Below are 17,792 nucleotides of genomic sequence, written 5' to 3' on the forward strand. Positions count from 1 at the left end.
AAAATAACTAAGTTTACTACAATAAGAGGTAGATATTACATGAACATATTAGCTGGAATTAAGCTCCCAAAATCAGCCGAAAGCGCGGATGTATATATACGGTGTAATGAATCTGCATCTATAAACTACCAGGAAGATGACAAAAAAGTTGTTTTATCTAAGGGTGGTGTTGTCTCCTCAAATTCTTACTTTAACTCGTTTTACGAGAGATTTTATACTCAATATACAACTCTTAGCTCTATCTACTACTTGCTGAAACTGGAAGGCGATTTTAAGGTTTCTGTCTACCGAGAATTTGATGGACAAAAAAACAAAGAAATAATTTCTGAAGAAAGCTTTGAGAAATGTCAATTCTCTGAGCCTGTAAAAATCTTACCAATAAATCTCCTTCAAGGCAAAAAAGCGGGCAGAATATATTTTGAAATAACTTGTTATAGTGAACAGGGTGAATTTAAAGGGGCATGGATAGCAACCGATCAAAGTAAAACTAGAGAAGCATCCTTGGGGATTGTAATTTGCACCTTTAAAAAAGAGGACTTCATACAAAATACATTAACTGCAATTTTTCAAGATGAATTACTAGAAACCAAGGACTTTAAAGTATTCGTTGTTGATAATGGTAGAACTTTAGATGAAGCTGATTTCGGCAAGCCAAAACTGAGGCTAGTTCCTAATATAAATGCGGGTGGAAGCGGTGGCTTTACCAGAGGGTTGGTCGAAGCTTTAGAGGAAAAAAAATATTCTCACTTTTTGCTTATGGATGATGATATAGAGTTAGAAAGTGAATGTATTTATAAATTATTTCCTTTGTATGAATACGCCAATTCTGATTTTGCTGTAGCGGGTGGACTTCTAAATTTACAGAAAAAGCATATGTTGTATGAAGCAGGAGCATCGTACAACGCCTATTCTAAAACTAGAGGATTTGGGCCTGGGGCATTAATTGCTTTAAATTATAATATCGATTTACGAGATTCTAATTCTCTCAACAGATTGCTCAAGGAAGAAGATGTAGATTATGGCGGATTTTGGTTTTTCTCTTTTTCTAAGGAACTTGTTGAACAAACTAAATTACCGCTGCCTTTATTTATCAAAATAGATGATGTAGAGTTTGGTTTAAGAATAAAAGAGTTGGGCAATAACATTGTAGCTTTTCCATCAATGGCGGTGTGGCATCAACCAGCGGCGGCCAAGAATGTAAATTGGGAAAATTATTATTATATCCGCAATGATTTAATAGCTTATTCCATCCATTATTCTCCAGAATATATGGCTGCAGTTGAGCATTTGACAAAAGTAATACTTCAGGCTTTAGCAAAATTTGATTATAATCATGTAGAGATGGTTGTAAAAGCTTTTGAAGACTATCTAAAAGGCCCAGATTTTATCAAAAACTCTGACCCAGAAACCTTTCACATGAGCATTGTAAAGCTTAGTAAAAGCTATAACAACCAAAATGAGGTAGATAAATTAGCTGGTACTAACCTTTTGACTAGGTGGTTTAAAGTTGCTGCTGAAGGTAGTAATGAATGGTCATCCGTAAGGGAAAAATGGAAAAGTGCTTCCCAGGAGATGACATCTACTATATTTTGGCAGCAATACCTTGGGCTAAAGAAATAGAATTGACCGCCTCCACTGGTTGATGGTTGACAGCTTAGGCCGCCAGCAACTTAACCATTCACAACAAAAGCGCCTTGGGATTAATTGTGGTAGTTGACACTCCCCCGTCACAACGTAGCTTGACGGGGAATTCTTCTTTCACAGCTTGATGCCAAGTAAAAGCAGTGCCTTTACTTGGTCTTACTCTACCTCCAGAAGCTACGAAGGTTGCCCTACACCTCAAATTCGTAAACCTTGATCTCTAATGTTTTTTAGCTGCATTGATGTTTCTATCAGGGTGAGGCCCGCATTAGGGTATTCCCACTTTCTGATATCCAATGAAAGCCAATTTACAGCAGATGGCCAGCTTATAGACGGCAATAGCAGCATTTAGAAAACCAGTTAGTTTTTTAGATGTTGAGGATTAATTAAATAAGCGTGCGAAGTGCGACCCTGATTTAGTATCAGATGGAAGCAACTTGAGTTAAATGATGACATAATCTTCGCCCACAACAGCTTGACTGACCTCTGGTTCCGGCTCTACTGGGTCGCTGTAATGAGTGTCTATGTGTCTGATGAAACTTTCTCGATAAGCTTTGAGATGCGAGTTAAGTGCTTCGATATCCTGCTGTCCGGTCGCGAAACTGCTATCTGTTCTAAATTGACCCGATTCCTTAACAAAAGCCATGTCAACTTGCCACAAAGCTGTATCACCCGGGCGATATGACAAATCAACAATATCGTAAGCTGCGAATCCTTGGGACTTCATAAAACTAATTACATCATACATCTGACCGAACAAAGTAACTTCTACAATTACATATTCAGTTTGCTGCAAAATCTCCGTTGCTCCCGCTAAAACATCTAATTCCTGTCCGTCTACATCAACTTTAATTAAATACGGCCCTGGCAAATTCCTTTCCCTGCATATTCCATCCAGCGTAATGGCTGGTATGTTTCTCAAATAAGGATTGCTGCTATCAGTAAGGCGATTTTCAGAAATCGAAGAGTGCAACATATCGGGACTGACGTTAAGGGTGAAAACTCCCGATTCTTTGGTTGCGGCAGCAATAATGTATTCTGCACTTTTGAGCTTGCGGCAAATTTTGGCGAGATAAGGTTCATTTTCGGCGATCGGCTCAATTAGCAAATGTCGCGCATTGGGGAAAGTTTCGTAAAGGTTAAAAGTTCCCAATGCCGCGCCGACATCAATCACAGTTTTTGGTTCAAAACCTAACTTTTTCGCCAGCAACAAGCTTCCTGACATGGTGTTTCTGACAATTCCTGTTTGTTCTTGGCTCATGATATTTATCCTGATTTCAATCAGGGGATCGTGGTTGAGATACCTGTGCAGGTAAGGTGCGCAATGCGCACCCTACAGATAGAATTGGTGCGTAATTATTGTTCTTATTTCGCAGACTTCTGCGCCTTGTTTTCGGGTTCCACAGATTGCAAAGCTTCGTCGAGAATTGCCCGCGCTTCTTCGGCTTTACTTCTAGCTTCTCGATACCGGACGTTAGCTTGAGCAAAGTTTTTGAGAACTTTGAAACCATCTTTCAAACGACCAATTTCCTCGGCCGTCACAGCCTCATCTGTAAACAAAATGTCGATCGCCGCCCGGATTTTAAGTGCTTCTTCGCGGGATTCCATGACTTTCAATTTGAGACTTGCCAAATTGCTCAAAATCTGTACTGCTTCAGTAATCGCGTCCTCGCCTTCAGACGCAGCATCTTCGATATCCTTAACTTCAACAAACTGCTTGGGCCCAAATCCCTCCACGAGTTCCGTAGGCAGCTTTCCCTCATCCATGAGATCCATCAGCCGATCCATCGCTTCTTCGCGGGCTTTGGCTGAATCTTTCCCTTTGACAGTTAAAATAATTTCGGGGCTTTGAGGAAGTGTATAGCGAACCATATTTTGACAGCCTGTGCGCGACAACAATTGAATGATATTTTATCTTTATTCGATCGCCAGTTGCAGCTATCAATCCGCTCCATTACCAACCGCTTGCCAAAAGTTTACAGATATGCACTCAAAAGGAACGCTCGACATGAAAGATAAACTTCTCAACTTGCTCAACTTTATTCTAGTAGCTGATGTATTTTTCGTGTTTGCCATTTTTGGCTGGTTTGCGATCGCCGTAGCTGGCCGCTCGACCGGGGTAAATCTAGGTTTTGATTTGTGGTACAGTCTGTGGCAGCCCGTATTTAATCCCGCCCTCGGAATTCTCATGGGCGGTGCTATTCTCAGCGGTATAATTAACCAAGTTTCTAAACGCCTCAATCCGAAGTAAAATTGATGTTTTGTGGGAGACAGTGAGGGGCGATGCTACGCAAGTTAGCGATCGAACTTGTGGGGTGCGTCACGGATGAGCCGCTCAATTAGGTCTCAAATAATCCCGTTCTGACCCACCCTACTAAACTTGCGTAGCATCGCCTCACTCTACAGGCACAAGTCAAGCTGTAACTGCCGAGTGTAAATTGAAAGAGGTTTTGAGTGCGGATTAGTCAGCGGTCGCTACGAGTAGATCCCGAAAAATACTGTCACAATTGGAAACTCTCTAAATTGCAACCATTTACTACACAAATTAGAGTGCGCCATTACGAAATGGATGCTCTCGGTCACGTTAATAATGCTGTTTATCAGCATTATTTAGAACACGCTGCGATCGAACATTTAGAACATTTGGGATTTACTCTCGATCGCTACCGGGAATTGGGCGGCGTCTTTGTCATGCGGCGGATAGAGATTGACTATTTGCGATCGGCGGCCTCGGGCGATCGACTTGAAATATCCACTTGGATAGAACAAATGCGCGGTCCGCGTGCCGTCCGCCGCTACTCCATCACCTTAGCTGGAAGTGACGAAATCTTGTTAAAAGCAGAAGCACTTTGGGTTTGGGTTGAAGTTACCACCATGCGGCCGCGAGCAATTCCGCAACAGATAATGGATGTTTTTAAAGCGCAGTTTCAAGCATTACCAAACTCGGTCAATAATTAATATATTTTTTGACAAACTTCTGTCAAAACCATTGACAGTCGGGATTTTAATCCTCACTCAGTAAAAACTCAACTCTTGCACCATTGTCAATAGGCTTTTTACGGGCGGCCTCTCCTGCCCACCTGAGAAGAAAACTCACTCTTGGCTTCACAGGCCCGAAAGGCTGTTAAGCGAGAATCCTGCAAGATGTGAGATATTCCTCGTTTGTAGAAGTGCAAACGGTTTCTTGTGCAACCAGGCGCAAATTCCGATCGCAAAAAGTCGGATCGCCCGCCTGCCAGTTTGGATGCCGCAGAGGTACGATGGAATATAGGGAGGGAGGCCAAGCCCGCGAAGGTTAAGCTTGGTGACAATACCCACAGGAAGGAAAAAATGACACTTAACTTGCGGCGACCGATTTTAATAGGCGGAATAGGACTTTCAGCAGCGCTGTGGCTGCTGGAAACTCTACAGCATTCGGGTTCAGAAATGGGCGAAACGGCACTCATCGGCTTGGCGGCTGCCGGTGCGGGGTATTGGTGGTGGAAGCAACAATCCCCCAAACTAGAACTCGCACTCCCGCAACCCCTGGCGAACCGGGAAGCAGCCGAAAAATCGATCGCGACTTCCGAAGCCGCAATTAAATTGCTGGCTTCAGAAGCTCAAAACTCCGCCGATCCTGCTAATCTAACAGCAAAGCTCGATCGGCTCAGAACCGAATTAGACCGACAAGATTTGCGGATTACCGTCACGGGCGGCAAAGCTGTCGGCAAAACTGCCTTAATTCAAGTTTTAAATTCTAATTGGGCATCTCAACACCCGCAAAAGCTGAGTTTCCCTGAAACAGCACCGCTGTTTGCTAATACAAATACCGATGCCAAAATCGGCGGTGATTTAGTGCTGTTTGTGACAGCGGGCGACATCACGGATTCCGAATTTCAAACATTATCTCAGCTAGCTTCCGCCGGTCAGCGCGTGCTGCTAGTCTGGAACAAACAAGACCAACATTTACCAGCACAGCAGTCGCAAATTTTGCACTCTTTGCAGCAGAAAATGCAAGGAATATTGGGAACAGAAGATATAATTGCGATCGCAGCTTCTCCCAAGTCTATTAAAGTGCGGCAGCACCAAGCTGACGGCACAGTTCAAGAACGGATCGAAACTCAAGTCTCTCAACTCGACGCGCTGACAGCAAGATTGACTAAAATATTAACTGAAGAACGGCAACAGTTAGTCTGGGCGAGTGCAGTACGCGAAGCTGCAAGTATCCAATTAGAAGCGAAAACCTTATTAAATGGAGTCAGGCGCGATCGGGCAATTCCCATTATCGAACAATATCAGTACATCGCCGCCGCCACCGTGTTTGCTAATCCGGTTCCCGCTTTAGACTTGCTAGCAACAACCGCGATCAGCACCCAACTCGTAATCGATCTCGGCGCTATCTACCAGCAAAAGTTTTCCTTAGACCAAGCTAAAACTGTAGCGGGAACTTTGGCAAATCAAATGTTCAAACTGGGATTAGTAGAACTGTCTACTCAAACTATTACTGGACTGCTGAAAAGCAATGCTGTCACCTATGTAGCAGGAGGCGCGGTGCAGGGAATTAGTGCAGCATATTTTACCAGAATAGCGGGACTGAGTTTAATTGAATATTTCCAAAGTCGAGAACTGGAAAATGCTGCAAAAGGCATTTTAAATATCGACCAGTTGACTAAAACTTTGCAAGCAGTATTTACGCAAAATCAGCAAGTTTCCTTCTTGCAATCTTTCATCAATCAAGTGGCGAGTCGCCTTTCTCCTCAGGTATCTGGGATCGAAACCGTTAAGTCGGTGGCCAATTAAAAGTAGTCCAGCATCTGATGTTTAATTCGGTCGATCGCCCACCATCTCCGCAGGGACACGGCACTGCCGTGTCCTAGCCGCGGTCCATTAAGAAACCGTTAATTCAGGGGTCAATTAAAATTAGTCCAGCATCTGATATTAAATCTGGTCAATCCCCCAGGATATCTGATATTAAATCCGGTCGATTGCCCACGATATCCGTAGGGACACGGCAGTGCCGTGTCCCTACCTAATTCCCCAATAAAAAATTATAAATTTATGAAAAATTGTATTAAAATAAGAAATAGGATTTATAATTCGACGATCAATTATACCTGCTTAAAAAAGCCGATCGCCAATGGCTGACAATTCCCTTCAAGAAAATCGCTTATCCCTTGCCCGCGCCAGTTTGCGCGAAGCCCTGGCGCGCTATTCCCACCTGCGCCAAGGCAAAAAAAACTCGAATAATACAGAATTAGAAGCGGCGCTGCAATATCAGCTAGATATCTTAACTTCCACCTCCGAAAAACTAGACCACAACATAATCCGTATTGCTACTTTCGGCTTAGTCAGCCGCGGCAAGTCAGCCGTATTAAACGCGCTTTTAGGTCACAAAATTCTGCAAACAGGCCCTCTCAACGGCGTGACTCAGTGGCCGCGTTCCGTGCGCTGGAGTGTGCCTTTATCCTTCCTTGACAGCGAGGAACCCCCCCAACCCCCCCTTGCTAAGGGGGGGCTTATGGAACCCCCCCTTGCCAAGGGGGGAAAAGGAGGGGTGCAAGTTGAATTAATCGATACTCCCGGACTTGATGAAGTTGGCGGCGAAGTGCGCGGCGAAATGGCGAAACAAGTAACTCGCCAAGCTGACTTAATTCTGTTTGTCGTTGCGGGCGATATCACCCGAACTGAATATCAAGCACTGTGCGAATTGCAAACAGCTCAAAAACCGGTAATTTTAGTTTTTAATAAAATTGACCTTTATCCAGAATTAGACAGAAAAGCTATTTACCAAAGTTTGCAAGCGCTGGGAAATTCTGAAGAGTTAGCAGCCGCTGCGGTAACAGAGGAAACAGATAGCGAAAATTTGTCCGATCGCCCAAACAACTCCTCCGATAAATCTACCGCAAAATCACCGCCTAAAATTGCCAAATCATTAGAAATAGTCATGGTAGCCGCCGAACCCGCGCCGGTGCAAGTGCGGGTGGAATGGTCCGACGGAAGAGTAACTAACGAATGGGAGTCGCCACCCCCGCAGATAGACGAACTCAAACATAAAATTCTCACAATTCTTAACAGAGAAGGTCGCTCGCTCCTCGCTCTAAATGCTTTAGTTGAAGCTAGAGATGCCGAAGCAAACATTGCCCGTCACGTTCTCAAATTGCGACAAACAGAAGCCGAAGATTTAATCTGGCAATTTGCAAAATATAAAGCTTTGGCTGTCGGTTTAAATCCAGTGGCATTCTTGGATGTAATGGGAGCAAGTGTCGCAGATTTAGCCTTAATTCGCTCTTTATCCAGACTTTACGGCTTACCCATGACTGGTTACGAAGCGGGGAAACTTTGGCAGACTATTTTCTCCAGTGCTGGCGGCGTACTTTTGGGAGAATTGGGTAGCAGTTTTCTCTTGGGATTTGGCAAGAGTGCGGCGGCTGCGGCCCCGCACATCGGCTTTTCTACTTTTGCCGGAGTCGCTGTCACTCAAGCTAGTTTAGCAGCTTACGGAACCTACGCTGTCGGTCGCGCCGCCCAAGTTTATTTAGAAAAAGGCTGCACCTGGGGTCCCCTGGGACAAGATACGGTAATTCAAGAAATTCTCGCCACCATCGAGCGCAATACAATTATCGATCGCTTGCAGCAAGAGTTTAAAATTGGCAATTAAAAATTGCCCTAGTAGTTGAGTAGGGTGCGTCAGGAGAGGGTTATTTCTTAATAATCGAAGAGCTAGGAGCTGACGCACGTTACTACTTGTACTCTTATACCATTGTCAAACAAGAATGCAACTGTAGGTAAACTCCAAACCACCATACTCATCAGTGATACCCCATTCTTTAATCGAAAATCGAAAATCGAAAATCGAAAATCGTATTACCGTCTCGCGATTCTAACACCTTCCCTAAAATGAGCGATCGTCGCAATTATCGCTATAGAAAAGTAAAATATTCTAATCAGCCAAAAACAAACCCGCATTGACCAAGAAACAATAGTCGGAGCAATACCTGTGAACTGTACAAATCTGGAATTAACTTTTTTTTCAAAACTGTCGAGGTCTTTCATCTCAGATTGTTTCGTCGGAATAACCGGAAACTGACCAGTATATACGTAATAACCGATAAAACCAGGCACTCCTACTTTTCTATTCAAAAATGAGTTAGTTAATGTTGCAGTTTCTGAAGGGGATAAGTTATCCGATTCCTCTACTTTTTCCAGCCAAGAATTATATCTGATGGCTGGCGTAATCATGAAAACTAAGGGAACTAGAACTATCAACAAAGCCGCACTAATTTGGCGACCGTATTGAGGGTGTAGAAGCCTTGTCGCCACACCCACTCCCATACCGATAAAAGCAAATACCAATATATTTAACAGTTCAATAATTTCGATGCCTCTCAACAAATCGCCGATAATCAGAATTGTATATAATAATTTGTCTGCCAGTAGCAGAGCTGCCCACTTGATCAGAATTGAAACGCCTACAATAGTAGCTACAATCGCCACATACCCGATGGCACCTAGAACGTACAGTAAAATCGAACCGGCTTGTTTGAATGATTGCATGGAATTATTCACTCTTGTGAAAGTTGAGGAGTCCGATTGACAAAAAAACTTTAAATTTTAGAGCAATCTGGAGTTCCAAATTTGACTTTTAAAATTGATTAGCTTGACATCTTGAAATCAATCTAAAATCTACAATCTAAAATCTACAATTGATCGACAAGTTCCCGGGCGGCCGCTTTTGTGACTTGTGCGATCCGTTCCTTCACGACACCATCTTCGATCGCCCTCTGGTCTGATTCCAGTTCGCGATCGATCCCCAACCATAAAAGATACTCGATATTACCCGCCGGGCCAAGTAAAGGCGACCACGTTAAGCCGCGTTGCTGCCATCCTAAAGCTGTGGCTGCCTTCCACACTTGAAAAATCGCATCAGCTTGAGTTGCTGAGTCTCGCACTACGCCTTTTTTCCCGACTCTCTCGCGCCCTACCTCAAACTGCGGCTTTACCAGCAACACCGCTTCTCGCGGCGGTGCCAACAATTCCCACAGCGAGGGTAAAATCTTATCCAGGGAAATAAACGACACATCTACTACCGCCAAATCTGCATAAACCCCTATTGGCAAAGAATCTTGCTCCCCCCCTTGACAAGGGGGGGCTGGGGGGGGTGAATTGCCGTAAAGCTCAGCAGGAGTCATGTACCGCAAATTGGTGCGTTCTTTCAAAATTACTCTCGGATCGTTGCGTAAGCCCCAATCTGCTTGACCGTAGCCAACATCTATGCCGTAGACTAGGGCAGCGCCTGCTTGCAGGAGACAGTCGGTAAAACCGCCTGTGGAGATGCCGCCGTCGAGACAAATTCTGCCTGCAACGGGAATAGCAAAAACTTCTAAAGCTTTGGCTAATTTGTCGCCACCTCTAGAAACATAGCGCGATCGCTCTTTGATCTGAATTTTTGCTGCAATGTCAACCTCAGTGCCAGGTTTGTCAACTACCTGCTGGTTGATTGAGACTTTCCCTGTCCGAATCAATGCCTGAGCTTGCTGTCGGGAACTGCACAAATCTAGGCTGACCAATAATGTGTCTAGTCGCTGTTTAGCCAAGGTGTTTAATCTGTACGAATAGGGTTAAGGACTGTACCAGATTAGCACTTACGCACAAGCCCGACTGCTGATTTTTGGCGAGCATTTTGGTTTTGCGATCGTCGCGGGGCGATCGCCCCACCTGACATTATGTGACTGATATCACTCTGCCTTTGTAGTTCGATCGCAGATAAACATCCGTAGAATCACACAAAAACTTTGGCGACTAGCGGATGATTTAGATGCAGCTAAAAGCGCTACAAATACCATCAGGGCGATCGACCATGAAAACAATTAACTTTCCTATCAGAAATCAGACCAATTGTCAAGAAAATCCCCTGGCCTTCGTCAGCGGTGACATCATCCACATTCTTTACCCCAACGGGGAAGTAGAAGCAAGAACCGCCGAACAAGTCCAGCGGCACCAAACCAAAAATCCCCTGGACAAATGCCTCGTCTGGGGATGTGTTGGCGATTTTTAACACCAGTTTCCAAAAAGAATGCAACTGTAGGGAAGCTCCAAACCCTTAATTCATCAGTCATTGCCAATTGTTCAAATCTTTAATTTAAAATCTTTAATTTAAAATTTTTAATATAAAATCTTTAATATAAAATGGCATAACCCATAAAAAAAGATCGCTTGAGGCTGCGAAGCCAAAAAAAGCGATCGATCCAACTGCTGCTAACTGCAAGCTACAAAAGCAATTTGCTGTTAAAAGAAGTAGCAAATTGACTTAAATATCTTGTTCGCTCAATTCGCGAATCAAGTAATCAAAAGGCTGCTCCAAAAAAGGTCCCACAGACAAGCCAGCAGCTTCCACCTGAGCCTTAACCATCTCCTTCATAATGCCAATCCCCATCACCGTCGGGCCAATGGGAACGCTTAGAGAATTGTAAGTTTCGCGCAAACCTTGCAGCACGCGCTCGTCTAGTACGTCGGTACTTCCAGCCACCAAGGCGTAAGTAGCATAGCGCAAGTAGTAGTCCATATCCCGCAGACAAGCCGCGTAGCGGCGAGTCGTGTAGGCATTTCCGCCCGGACGGATCAATTCAGGCTGTTCGGCAAATAGCTGAATACCAGCTTGCTTGACAATTGTCGCAGCATTGCTGTTAATCGCCGCCGCCGCCTGTACCCGTGCCGTGCCCGTTGCAAAATAAGATTTCAACCGATCGATACCATCTCGGTCTAAATACCTACCAGCAACATCATAATTTTCAATCAGGCTCGTCACTGCATCGCGCATAAGTTTCTCTCCCAAAAATCTTTATCAATACTTTGCTATCTGAGACAGACCGCCTATTGTAGACTACTACAAATCGGCGTTTGATTAAGATTTGAGATGGGATTTTCACGAAGGGTAGTCTATCCCCGGCAAACGGGCGCAAAATTCAGCCGTTTGCCTTGTATCTTCAGCCGAAAAATCGACAGGGCAAGAATCACGAACTGTCCGGCCGCACTGGGCCCAATTTCAAAATTTTGTAGCCATAGATACAAAATAGTGGATACTGAAGGCCTACGATCGCCCAAACAGTCTGAAATCGGCCGATCGCCAAGACACAACCAATATCAGGAGTAAGTCATGTTCCAGACGCCCCAAGAAGCCTTAAACTACATAAAAGAAAATAAAATCCAGATCGTTGACCTAAAGTTCATCGATATGCCGGGGATCTGGCAGCACCTTTCCCTGTACCACGACCAAATCGACGAAACCGCATTCACAGACGGCGTACCCTTCGACGGTTCCAGCATTCGGGGCTGGAAAGCGATCAACGAATCAGACATGACGATGGTCATCGATCCGACCACCGCTTGGATGGACCCGTTCATGGCAGAACCGACCATCAGCTTCATTTGCAGCATCAAAGAACCTCGAACCGGCGAACCGTACAGTCGCTGTCCCCGCACCATTGCCCAAAAAGCCATAGACTACTTGCTTTCGACCGGTCTCGGCGATACAGCATTCTTTGGCCCGGAAGCAGAATTCTTTATTTTTGACGACGTTCGCTTCGACCAAACCCAAAATTCCGGCTACTATTACGTAGATTCGATCGAAGGTCGCTGGAATTCCGGCAAAGAAGAAGCAGGCGGCAACCTCGGCTACAAACCGCGTTACAAAGAAGGTTATTTCCCAGTAGCACCAACCGATACCTCACAAGACATGAGAACGGAAATGCTGCTGACAATGGCAAAATGCGGCGTACCCATCGAAAAACACCACCACGAAGTCGCCACTGGCGGTCAATGCGAACTCGGTTTCCGCTTTGCCACTTTAGTACAAGCCGCCGACTACTTGCTGACTTACAAATACGTCATCAAAAACGTCGGCAAAAAATACGGCAAAACCATCACCTTCATGCCCAAACCGCTGTTTAACGACAACGGTTCCGGGATGCACGTTCACCAGTCGATTTGGAAAGACGGCCAACCTCTATTTGCAGGCGATCAATATGCTGGTTTCAGTCAAATGGGACTGCATTACATCGGCGGCATTCTCAAGCACGCCCCGGCACTTTTGGCAATCACCAACCCCACGACCAATTCCTACAAGCGTTTAGTTCCGGGCTTTGAAGCGCCTGTAAACTTAGCTTACTCTCAAGGAAATCGATCGGCATCAGTGCGGATTCCGTTGTCGGGAACCAACCCCAAAGCTAAGCGGTTAGAATTCCGCTGTCCCGATGCCACATCCAACCCCTATTTAGCATTTGCAGCCATGCTGTGCGCCGGCATAGACGGCATCAAGAATCAAATCGATCCGGGCGAACCTTTGGACGTAGATATCTACGACCTTTCCCCTGAAGAATTGAGCAAGATTCCTTCGACTCCCGGTTCCTTGGAAGGCGCTTTAGAAGCTTTAGAAAAAGACCACAGTTTCTTAACTGAAAGTGGCGTATTTACCGAAGACTTCATCCAAACCTGGATTTCCTACAAGCTCGACAATGAAGTCAACCCGATGCGGCTGCGTCCTCACCCCTACGAGTTTGCTCTCTACTACGACTGTTAGAAAATTAAGAATTAAAAATTAAAAGTTAAAAATGGTATAATTACCATTTTTAATCGGTGATTTTTAATTAATAAGAACGCCGCCCTTAAAAGCGGCGTTTTTTTCGAGTTTAGAACTTCTGGATCGACGCCCACACTCTCCCGTTACCCGACACTATCTGGGCAACGCTGTTAGTAGTAGCACCCCTTGTAGCCTCAGAGACATCCTCTACAGCCCATTTAGTTGCTTTCTCATCAACAATAAACAAATCGTCAGAGGTAGTGCCTTCCTGAACCCGATATATCTTATTCAAAATGAAACGCTGTCGCGCCTCAGCTTTTGGTATGCCCGTAACTTCATCAGGATCGATAGAGATGGCACTGCCTTCTTTTAATGTACCTTTTGAGTTGCTTAAATTGCGATCGTCCCTTTGAGCAACCCGCACGCCGTGAAACTGCAAACCAGGCTCATTATCAGAGATATTCAAGACAGCAGCTAGCGCCCCACTTTTTTCCAAACCGAGAACCGCTGCAAAAGCCGTCAAAGTTAGCAAAAGCTTGAAATGATTCACTGTATTTATGCTCCTTTGTTTGTGAGGTGCTGCACTCATTCTAAATTAGCAATTAGCAATTAACAATGACCAAACGATGTCCGATATTTTTGTGATGATCCGCAATCAGAGTAACGTCGCCATGACTTCAGTTGACGGTATTGCCTTTGTCACTTTACTAACTCAAGAAGGACGAGTGGTGGCAGAAGAGACAGTTGACCTGTTGGAGGCAGATGTGAATTATGATGACCTCAAGCACGGAAAATATACTGTAGTTGTCAGGCACGAAGGCGTTGAACCTCGATCGGCAACCTGTAGTGTTACAATCACCGATGAAGATAAAGTAATCATGCTGACATTTGTTTACTTGGAGCTAGAACGGGTGCTGCTCCGCATTCAAACTTCAACCGAAGAAAGACTATGACTGTGAAAGTTACTCCGCCAAATTCAATTAAAATGTTTCGCTATCGAGTACATTTCTTAGCAAAAGACCTCTGGAGAGAAAAAAACCCGGTTTGTCGGATGAATCTGGCTTTACAGTTAGCCGATGTGGCGACAACTCTGGCTAGGTTAGAAGTAGAAGAGGCGCGAAAATTTCAACAAGAGTCTGCTATTGTTGAGGCTTCAGACTCGACGGAAACTGAAAAGTTTTGAGTGTATGAGGTTGCTGTCTGCGATCCGCGCAACCCTTGCGTGATAGCAGTTGAAAAAAATAATCTAACTGTAGAAAAGCTCCCAACCCTGATAGTCATCAGTCATTTTTCATCTAAAATCTAAAATCTAAAATCTAAAATGGTATGACTCGCAACTAAAAACTATTGTCATTGGTTGAGCTAGTAAAAAAAGTGTCTTTATAAAATTGAATCTCCGTGCTAAACAATAACTTTCTGCCTTGGGAGGTAATTGGTTGTCGAAAAAAGTGCGTTACACTTATATAAGTATCTTTACAAAACAACATAAAAGCATGACTGTTGCCTATCCCCGCAAGCTTCGCAACGCAATGGGAGCGCGCGAAATTTTAGCTAATGTAGTGCGCGATCGCGAAATTCACCTGATCACCCTCAACCGCTACCGATTTAGCGAACAGCGCAGTTGCAAAGACCTCACCGAGGTGATCGAACAGCTAAACGGGGAACCAGCCGAACTCGTGCGCGACCTTTCTCGGCACATTTCCGACGAAGCGCGGCACGCCATGTGGCTCACCGACTTGCTGGTAGACCTCGGCCAAAATGTGGGAACGCCGCCAGGAGTCTCCTACATTGACGAATTTGAAAGGTTGTATGACAGCGAACAACAAGACCCTACCAAAAACCGCGAAGACTTTGTAATTTCTTCCCTCGCCGCGATTAACGTCACCGAGAAGCGAGGATGCGAGTATTTCGGCGCGCACATCCACGCCCTCAAACAGGCTCCCCAAACCGCAGAAAACATCAAAATCCGCGAAACAATCGAAAAGATTTTTCCAGAAGAAGCTGGTCACGTCCGCTGGGGCAATCGCTGGCTGGCCCAAATCGCCGACAAAAGCCCGGAACACCGCCAAAAGGTGGAACAGGCAAAGCGCAAGTATATGGCGATCGAACAAGCAGCTTTTGAATCAGGAATGGATATCATGCTGGGGGCAGAACTCCGCCGCGTCACCCGCCTCGTGGATATTGCCAACACCATGCCGATGTGGGAACGCCCGCAATACCTGATGGAACGCTTACCCAGAACCCTGCTGGCCCCGGATCTGCAAATGACTAGAGTCGATGTAGCTCAGCGCGCCTGGAACCGCGATCCGCAGGCATTTATGGAGAAATTGGTACCCATGTTCCTCAACGGCTTGAATACCATTGAGAAGAAGCCGGCGACGGCTAAGCCCAAGGCTTAAAAACGATCGCGAACCTGGTTGAAACCGCTTTGCAAGTCAAACTTGCGTCTGCCTCCGCAAACAAGCGAGATATACTGGTTCCTTGGCATAGCCTCGGAACCAGTTATTTAAAATCATAATTTTAAGCTTTAGCAAGTAAACTGATTATTGGAATAGTTTTCCATCTAAATATAATCATGACTACCAGCGAGCCGAACATACAAACAGCTTCCGCAGAGAGCCTCTCAAGTGAAAGTGCGATCGCCTCCGAGCAGGTCGAAAAAGCCACAGCCGTCACCTATGCAGAAGAAATTGAAACTGTCATCGCCAGCATGGCTGTAGACCAAAAAGTGATGGTCGGTCAAAGTGAAGCTGGCGGACATCTTTGGAAGTTCAAGTACGGCAGTGTTGAAGTGTTCGTGCAACTCACGGGCGAAACCGAAGATGATACTTTGACTGTTTGGGCTTTTGTACTGCAGTTGCCAGCGAAGAATGAAGCTCAATTAATGCGGAAAATCCTAGAAATGAATTGGCTGTCTACTTTGGAATCTCATTTTGCCATTGTTGACAATAAAGTTGCGGTAGTATCGACTCGGACGATGGCGGAAATCTCGGCCGGGGAAATTTCTCGGGTTATTACTATTGTCGCCACGATCGCCGATGACAATGACGATATTCTGCAAGCAGAATTCGGTCAGTAGTCATTAGTTAACAGTTAACAGTCAACAACTAACAGTTAAAAGTTAACAGTTAACAGTTAACTAATATGCAGGCCCTGCGATCCAAGCAATAGTGATTCCCAGCCCCAAACCGACAAGCACTTGAAAAGGAGTGTGTCCCAGCAACTCTTTCAGGCGAGCCTCATTAAGGTTGTGATCTTCCTCAAAAAACTCGTCAATAATTTGGTTGAGGATGCGAGCTTGCTTGCCTGCTGCTTGCCGGACGCCTGCTGCGTCGTACATCACAATAATTGCAAAGATCGCAGCGATCGCAAAGTCCGGACTTTCCCATCCCATCGTTTGTCCCACTCCAGCAGCCAAAGCGCCCACAAAAGACGAGTGAGCGCTGGGCATTCCCCCCGTTGTTACCAAATACCGAAGATTAAACTTGCGATTTTTGACCAACTCGATCGGCAGCTTCATGATCTGAGCCGCCAGACAAGCAAGCAAAGCAACCACGAGTATATGATTGTTTAAGATGCCGCTGCAAATTTCCTGCATAGTATTTGGTATTTCTAGTTACTGCGGCTGGTAATAAAATCGGCGATCGCCAGCAGCGGTAGAGCTTTGCTCCCAAATACTGCCAATTGAGCCTTAGCATCATCAACAAGCTGTGAAGCTTGGCGGCGAGACTCCTCAATTCCCCACAAACTCGGATAAGTGACTTTTCCTGCTTGAACATCTTTGCCAGCAGTTTTGCCCAGTTCTTCTTGGGTAGCAGTAATATCCAGAATGTCGTCAACGATCTGGAAAGCCAGCCCAATATTTTGAGCGAAACGAGACAGCCGCTGCAAATCCGCAGCCGAGGCCCCAGCGATAATTGCCCCACAAACTACGCAGGCCTCTAACAGCGCGCCTGTTTTGTGAGCGTGAATGTAATTCAAAGTTTCCAGAGAAACATCTGTCTTTCCTTCCGATTCCACGTCTACCACCTGACCGCCTATGAGTCCACCAGCCCCGGCAGCGCGACCCAAATAGGCGATCGTCTGCAACACCTGCTGGGGGGGTACGTTCTCAGTTTTAGTGGCGATAAATTCAAAAGCATAGGTCAGCAAACCATCGCCAGCCAAAATGGCGATATCTTCACCGTAGACTTTGTGGTTCGTCAGTTTGCCGCGCCGGTAGTCGTCATTGTCCATTGCCGGCAAATCGTCGTGAATCAGCGACATCGTGTGGATCATTTCCAAAGCGCAAGCTGTCGGAATTGCCATAGATGTAGTGCCGCCGGCCAGTTCGCAGCTAGCCAGACACAAGATCGGACGCAGGCGCTTGCCCCCCGCTAGCAGCGAGTAGCGCATTGCTTCGTAGATTTTCTCTGGGTAGATGACCGGGAGTGCACTGTCGAGAGCTACCTCGATCGCCTCTTTTCGCTTGACTAGATAAGTAGATAAATCGAAAGAGGATTCCGGTTGGGACGAACCCATTTCTGTTGCCAATACCATCCCTTGCTCTCTTGTACTTAATAGTTACGTGGGATATTCTGAGCCGTTCGGGTCGATC

Annotated in this window: 19 protein-coding genes; 11 read left to right on the forward strand and 8 right to left on the reverse strand. The window is 45.5% G+C overall.

Translation table 11 applies throughout. The features are described 5' to 3' along the window. The first annotated feature begins 39 nt into the window (after window positions 1-39). On the forward strand, window positions 40-1,620 hold the full coding sequence (locus QUB30_RS16960; protein ID WP_333335320.1) for a glycosyltransferase: 1,581 nt from the start codon (window positions 40-42) through the stop codon (window positions 1,618-1,620). Window positions 1,621-2,083: 463 nt separating this feature from the next. Here the strand turns inward: QUB30_RS16960 and QUB30_RS16965 are convergent, their stop codons facing one another. Together QUB30_RS16965 and QUB30_RS16970 are read right to left on the reverse strand one after the other, a co-directional pair. Further along, entirely contained in the window at window positions 2,084-2,902 is an 819-nt protein-coding gene (locus tag QUB30_RS16965; protein ID WP_333335323.1) for an FkbM family methyltransferase, read from the reverse strand. 104 nt (window positions 2,903-3,006) lie between these two features. Beyond that, window positions 3,007-3,513: a hypothetical protein gene (locus QUB30_RS16970; RefSeq protein ID WP_006634121.1), complete on the reverse strand. Its 507-nt coding sequence runs from the start codon at window positions 3,511-3,513 to the stop codon at window positions 3,007-3,009. Window positions 3,514-3,649: 136 nt separating this feature from the next. On the opposite strand from QUB30_RS16970, the gene QUB30_RS16975 reads away from it, so the two are divergent. The 4 genes from QUB30_RS16975 to QUB30_RS16990 all read left to right on the forward strand — a co-directional run bounded on the left by QUB30_RS16975 (window position 3,650) and on the right by QUB30_RS16990 (window position 8,278). After that, a complete protein-coding gene (locus QUB30_RS16975; protein WP_333335423.1) occupies window positions 3,650-3,892 on the forward strand; it encodes a hypothetical protein in 243 nt (80 codons plus the stop codon). A 272-nt stretch (window positions 3,893-4,164) separates the two neighbouring features. Then, entirely contained in the window at window positions 4,165-4,599 is a 435-nt protein-coding gene (locus QUB30_RS16980; protein WP_333335326.1) for a thioesterase family protein, read from the forward strand. Window positions 4,600-4,971: 372 nt separating this feature from the next. Continuing rightward, window positions 4,972-6,420, forward strand: coding sequence for a slr1306 family protein (locus QUB30_RS16985; RefSeq protein WP_333335426.1), 1,449 nt, complete (start codon window positions 4,972-4,974; stop codon window positions 6,418-6,420). A 337-nt stretch (window positions 6,421-6,757) separates the two neighbouring features. After that, window positions 6,758-8,278 carry a DUF697 domain-containing protein gene (locus tag QUB30_RS16990; RefSeq protein ID WP_333335329.1) on the forward strand — a complete coding sequence of 507 codons (1,521 nt, stop codon included), beginning with the start codon at window positions 6,758-6,760 and terminating at the stop codon, window positions 8,276-8,278. Between the two features lie 206 nt (window positions 8,279-8,484). Here the strand turns inward: QUB30_RS16990 and QUB30_RS16995 are convergent, their stop codons facing one another. Further along, the gene (locus QUB30_RS16995) at window positions 8,485-9,174 is read right to left on the reverse strand and encodes a hypothetical protein (protein ID WP_333335332.1); all 690 of its coding nucleotides are present in this window, start codon (window positions 9,172-9,174) and stop codon (window positions 8,485-8,487) included. 143 nt (window positions 9,175-9,317) lie between these two features. After that, window positions 9,318-10,214, reverse strand: coding sequence for a TlyA family RNA methyltransferase (locus tag QUB30_RS17000; RefSeq protein WP_333335335.1), 897 nt, complete (start codon window positions 10,212-10,214; stop codon window positions 9,318-9,320). 221 nt (window positions 10,215-10,435) lie between these two features. Here QUB30_RS17000 and QUB30_RS17005 point away from each other — a divergent pair, with 221 nt between their 5' ends. After that, complete coding sequence (locus QUB30_RS17005; protein ID WP_333335338.1) at window positions 10,436-10,675, forward strand: hypothetical protein; 240 nt, start codon at window positions 10,436-10,438, stop codon at window positions 10,673-10,675. 252 nt (window positions 10,676-10,927) lie between these two features. On the opposite strand, the gene apcB is transcribed toward QUB30_RS17005, so the two are convergent. Further along, window positions 10,928-11,437: an allophycocyanin subunit beta gene (apcB, locus tag QUB30_RS17010; protein ID WP_333242076.1), complete on the reverse strand. Its 510-nt coding sequence runs from the start codon at window positions 11,435-11,437 to the stop codon at window positions 10,928-10,930. Between the two features lie 336 nt (window positions 11,438-11,773). Between apcB and glnA the strand changes: the two genes are divergently transcribed. Beyond that, window positions 11,774-13,195, forward strand: a complete 1,422-nt coding sequence (gene glnA / locus QUB30_RS17015) for a type I glutamate--ammonia ligase (RefSeq protein ID WP_333297292.1) — start codon at window positions 11,774-11,776, stop codon at window positions 13,193-13,195. A gap of 109 nt (window positions 13,196-13,304) precedes the next feature. Here glnA and QUB30_RS17020 read toward each other — a convergent pair whose 3' ends face one another. Beyond that, entirely contained in the window at window positions 13,305-13,745 is a 441-nt protein-coding gene (locus QUB30_RS17020) for a hypothetical protein (protein ID WP_333335343.1), read from the reverse strand. A 76-nt stretch (window positions 13,746-13,821) separates the two neighbouring features. Between QUB30_RS17020 and QUB30_RS17025 the strand changes: the two genes are divergently transcribed. The 4 genes from QUB30_RS17025 to QUB30_RS17040 all read left to right on the forward strand — a co-directional run bounded on the left by QUB30_RS17025 (window position 13,822) and on the right by QUB30_RS17040 (window position 16,274). Continuing rightward, window positions 13,822-14,148: a hypothetical protein gene (locus QUB30_RS17025; protein ID WP_333335346.1), complete on the forward strand. Its 327-nt coding sequence runs from the start codon at window positions 13,822-13,824 to the stop codon at window positions 14,146-14,148. Beyond that, window positions 14,145-14,378, forward strand: a complete 234-nt coding sequence (locus QUB30_RS17030; protein ID WP_333335348.1) for a hypothetical protein — start codon at window positions 14,145-14,147, stop codon at window positions 14,376-14,378. The genes QUB30_RS17025 and QUB30_RS17030 overlap by 4 nt, the downstream gene beginning before the upstream one ends. A 310-nt stretch (window positions 14,379-14,688) precedes the next feature. After that, complete coding sequence (locus tag QUB30_RS17035; protein ID WP_333335350.1) at window positions 14,689-15,594, forward strand: ferritin-like domain-containing protein; 906 nt, start codon at window positions 14,689-14,691, stop codon at window positions 15,592-15,594. Window positions 15,595-15,770: 176 nt separating this feature from the next. Beyond that, entirely contained in the window at window positions 15,771-16,274 is a 504-nt protein-coding gene (locus QUB30_RS17040; RefSeq protein WP_333335353.1) for a YbjN domain-containing protein, read from the forward strand. 60 nt (window positions 16,275-16,334) lie between these two features. Here QUB30_RS17040 and QUB30_RS17045 read toward each other — a convergent pair whose 3' ends face one another. Both QUB30_RS17045 and crtE read right to left on the reverse strand, forming a co-directional pair. After that, window positions 16,335-16,793, reverse strand: a complete 459-nt coding sequence (locus QUB30_RS17045) for a divergent PAP2 family protein (protein WP_333064375.1) — start codon at window positions 16,791-16,793, stop codon at window positions 16,335-16,337. A gap of 14 nt (window positions 16,794-16,807) precedes the next feature. Continuing rightward, window positions 16,808-17,734: a geranylgeranyl diphosphate synthase CrtE gene (gene crtE / locus QUB30_RS17050; protein WP_333335357.1), complete on the reverse strand. Its 927-nt coding sequence runs from the start codon at window positions 17,732-17,734 to the stop codon at window positions 16,808-16,810. Window positions 17,735-17,792 lie beyond the last annotated feature (58 nt).

Source organism: Microcoleus sp. BROC3 (genome assembly GCF_036702515.1).
GTDB lineage: Bacteria > Cyanobacteriota > Cyanobacteriia > Cyanobacteriales > Microcoleaceae > Microcoleus.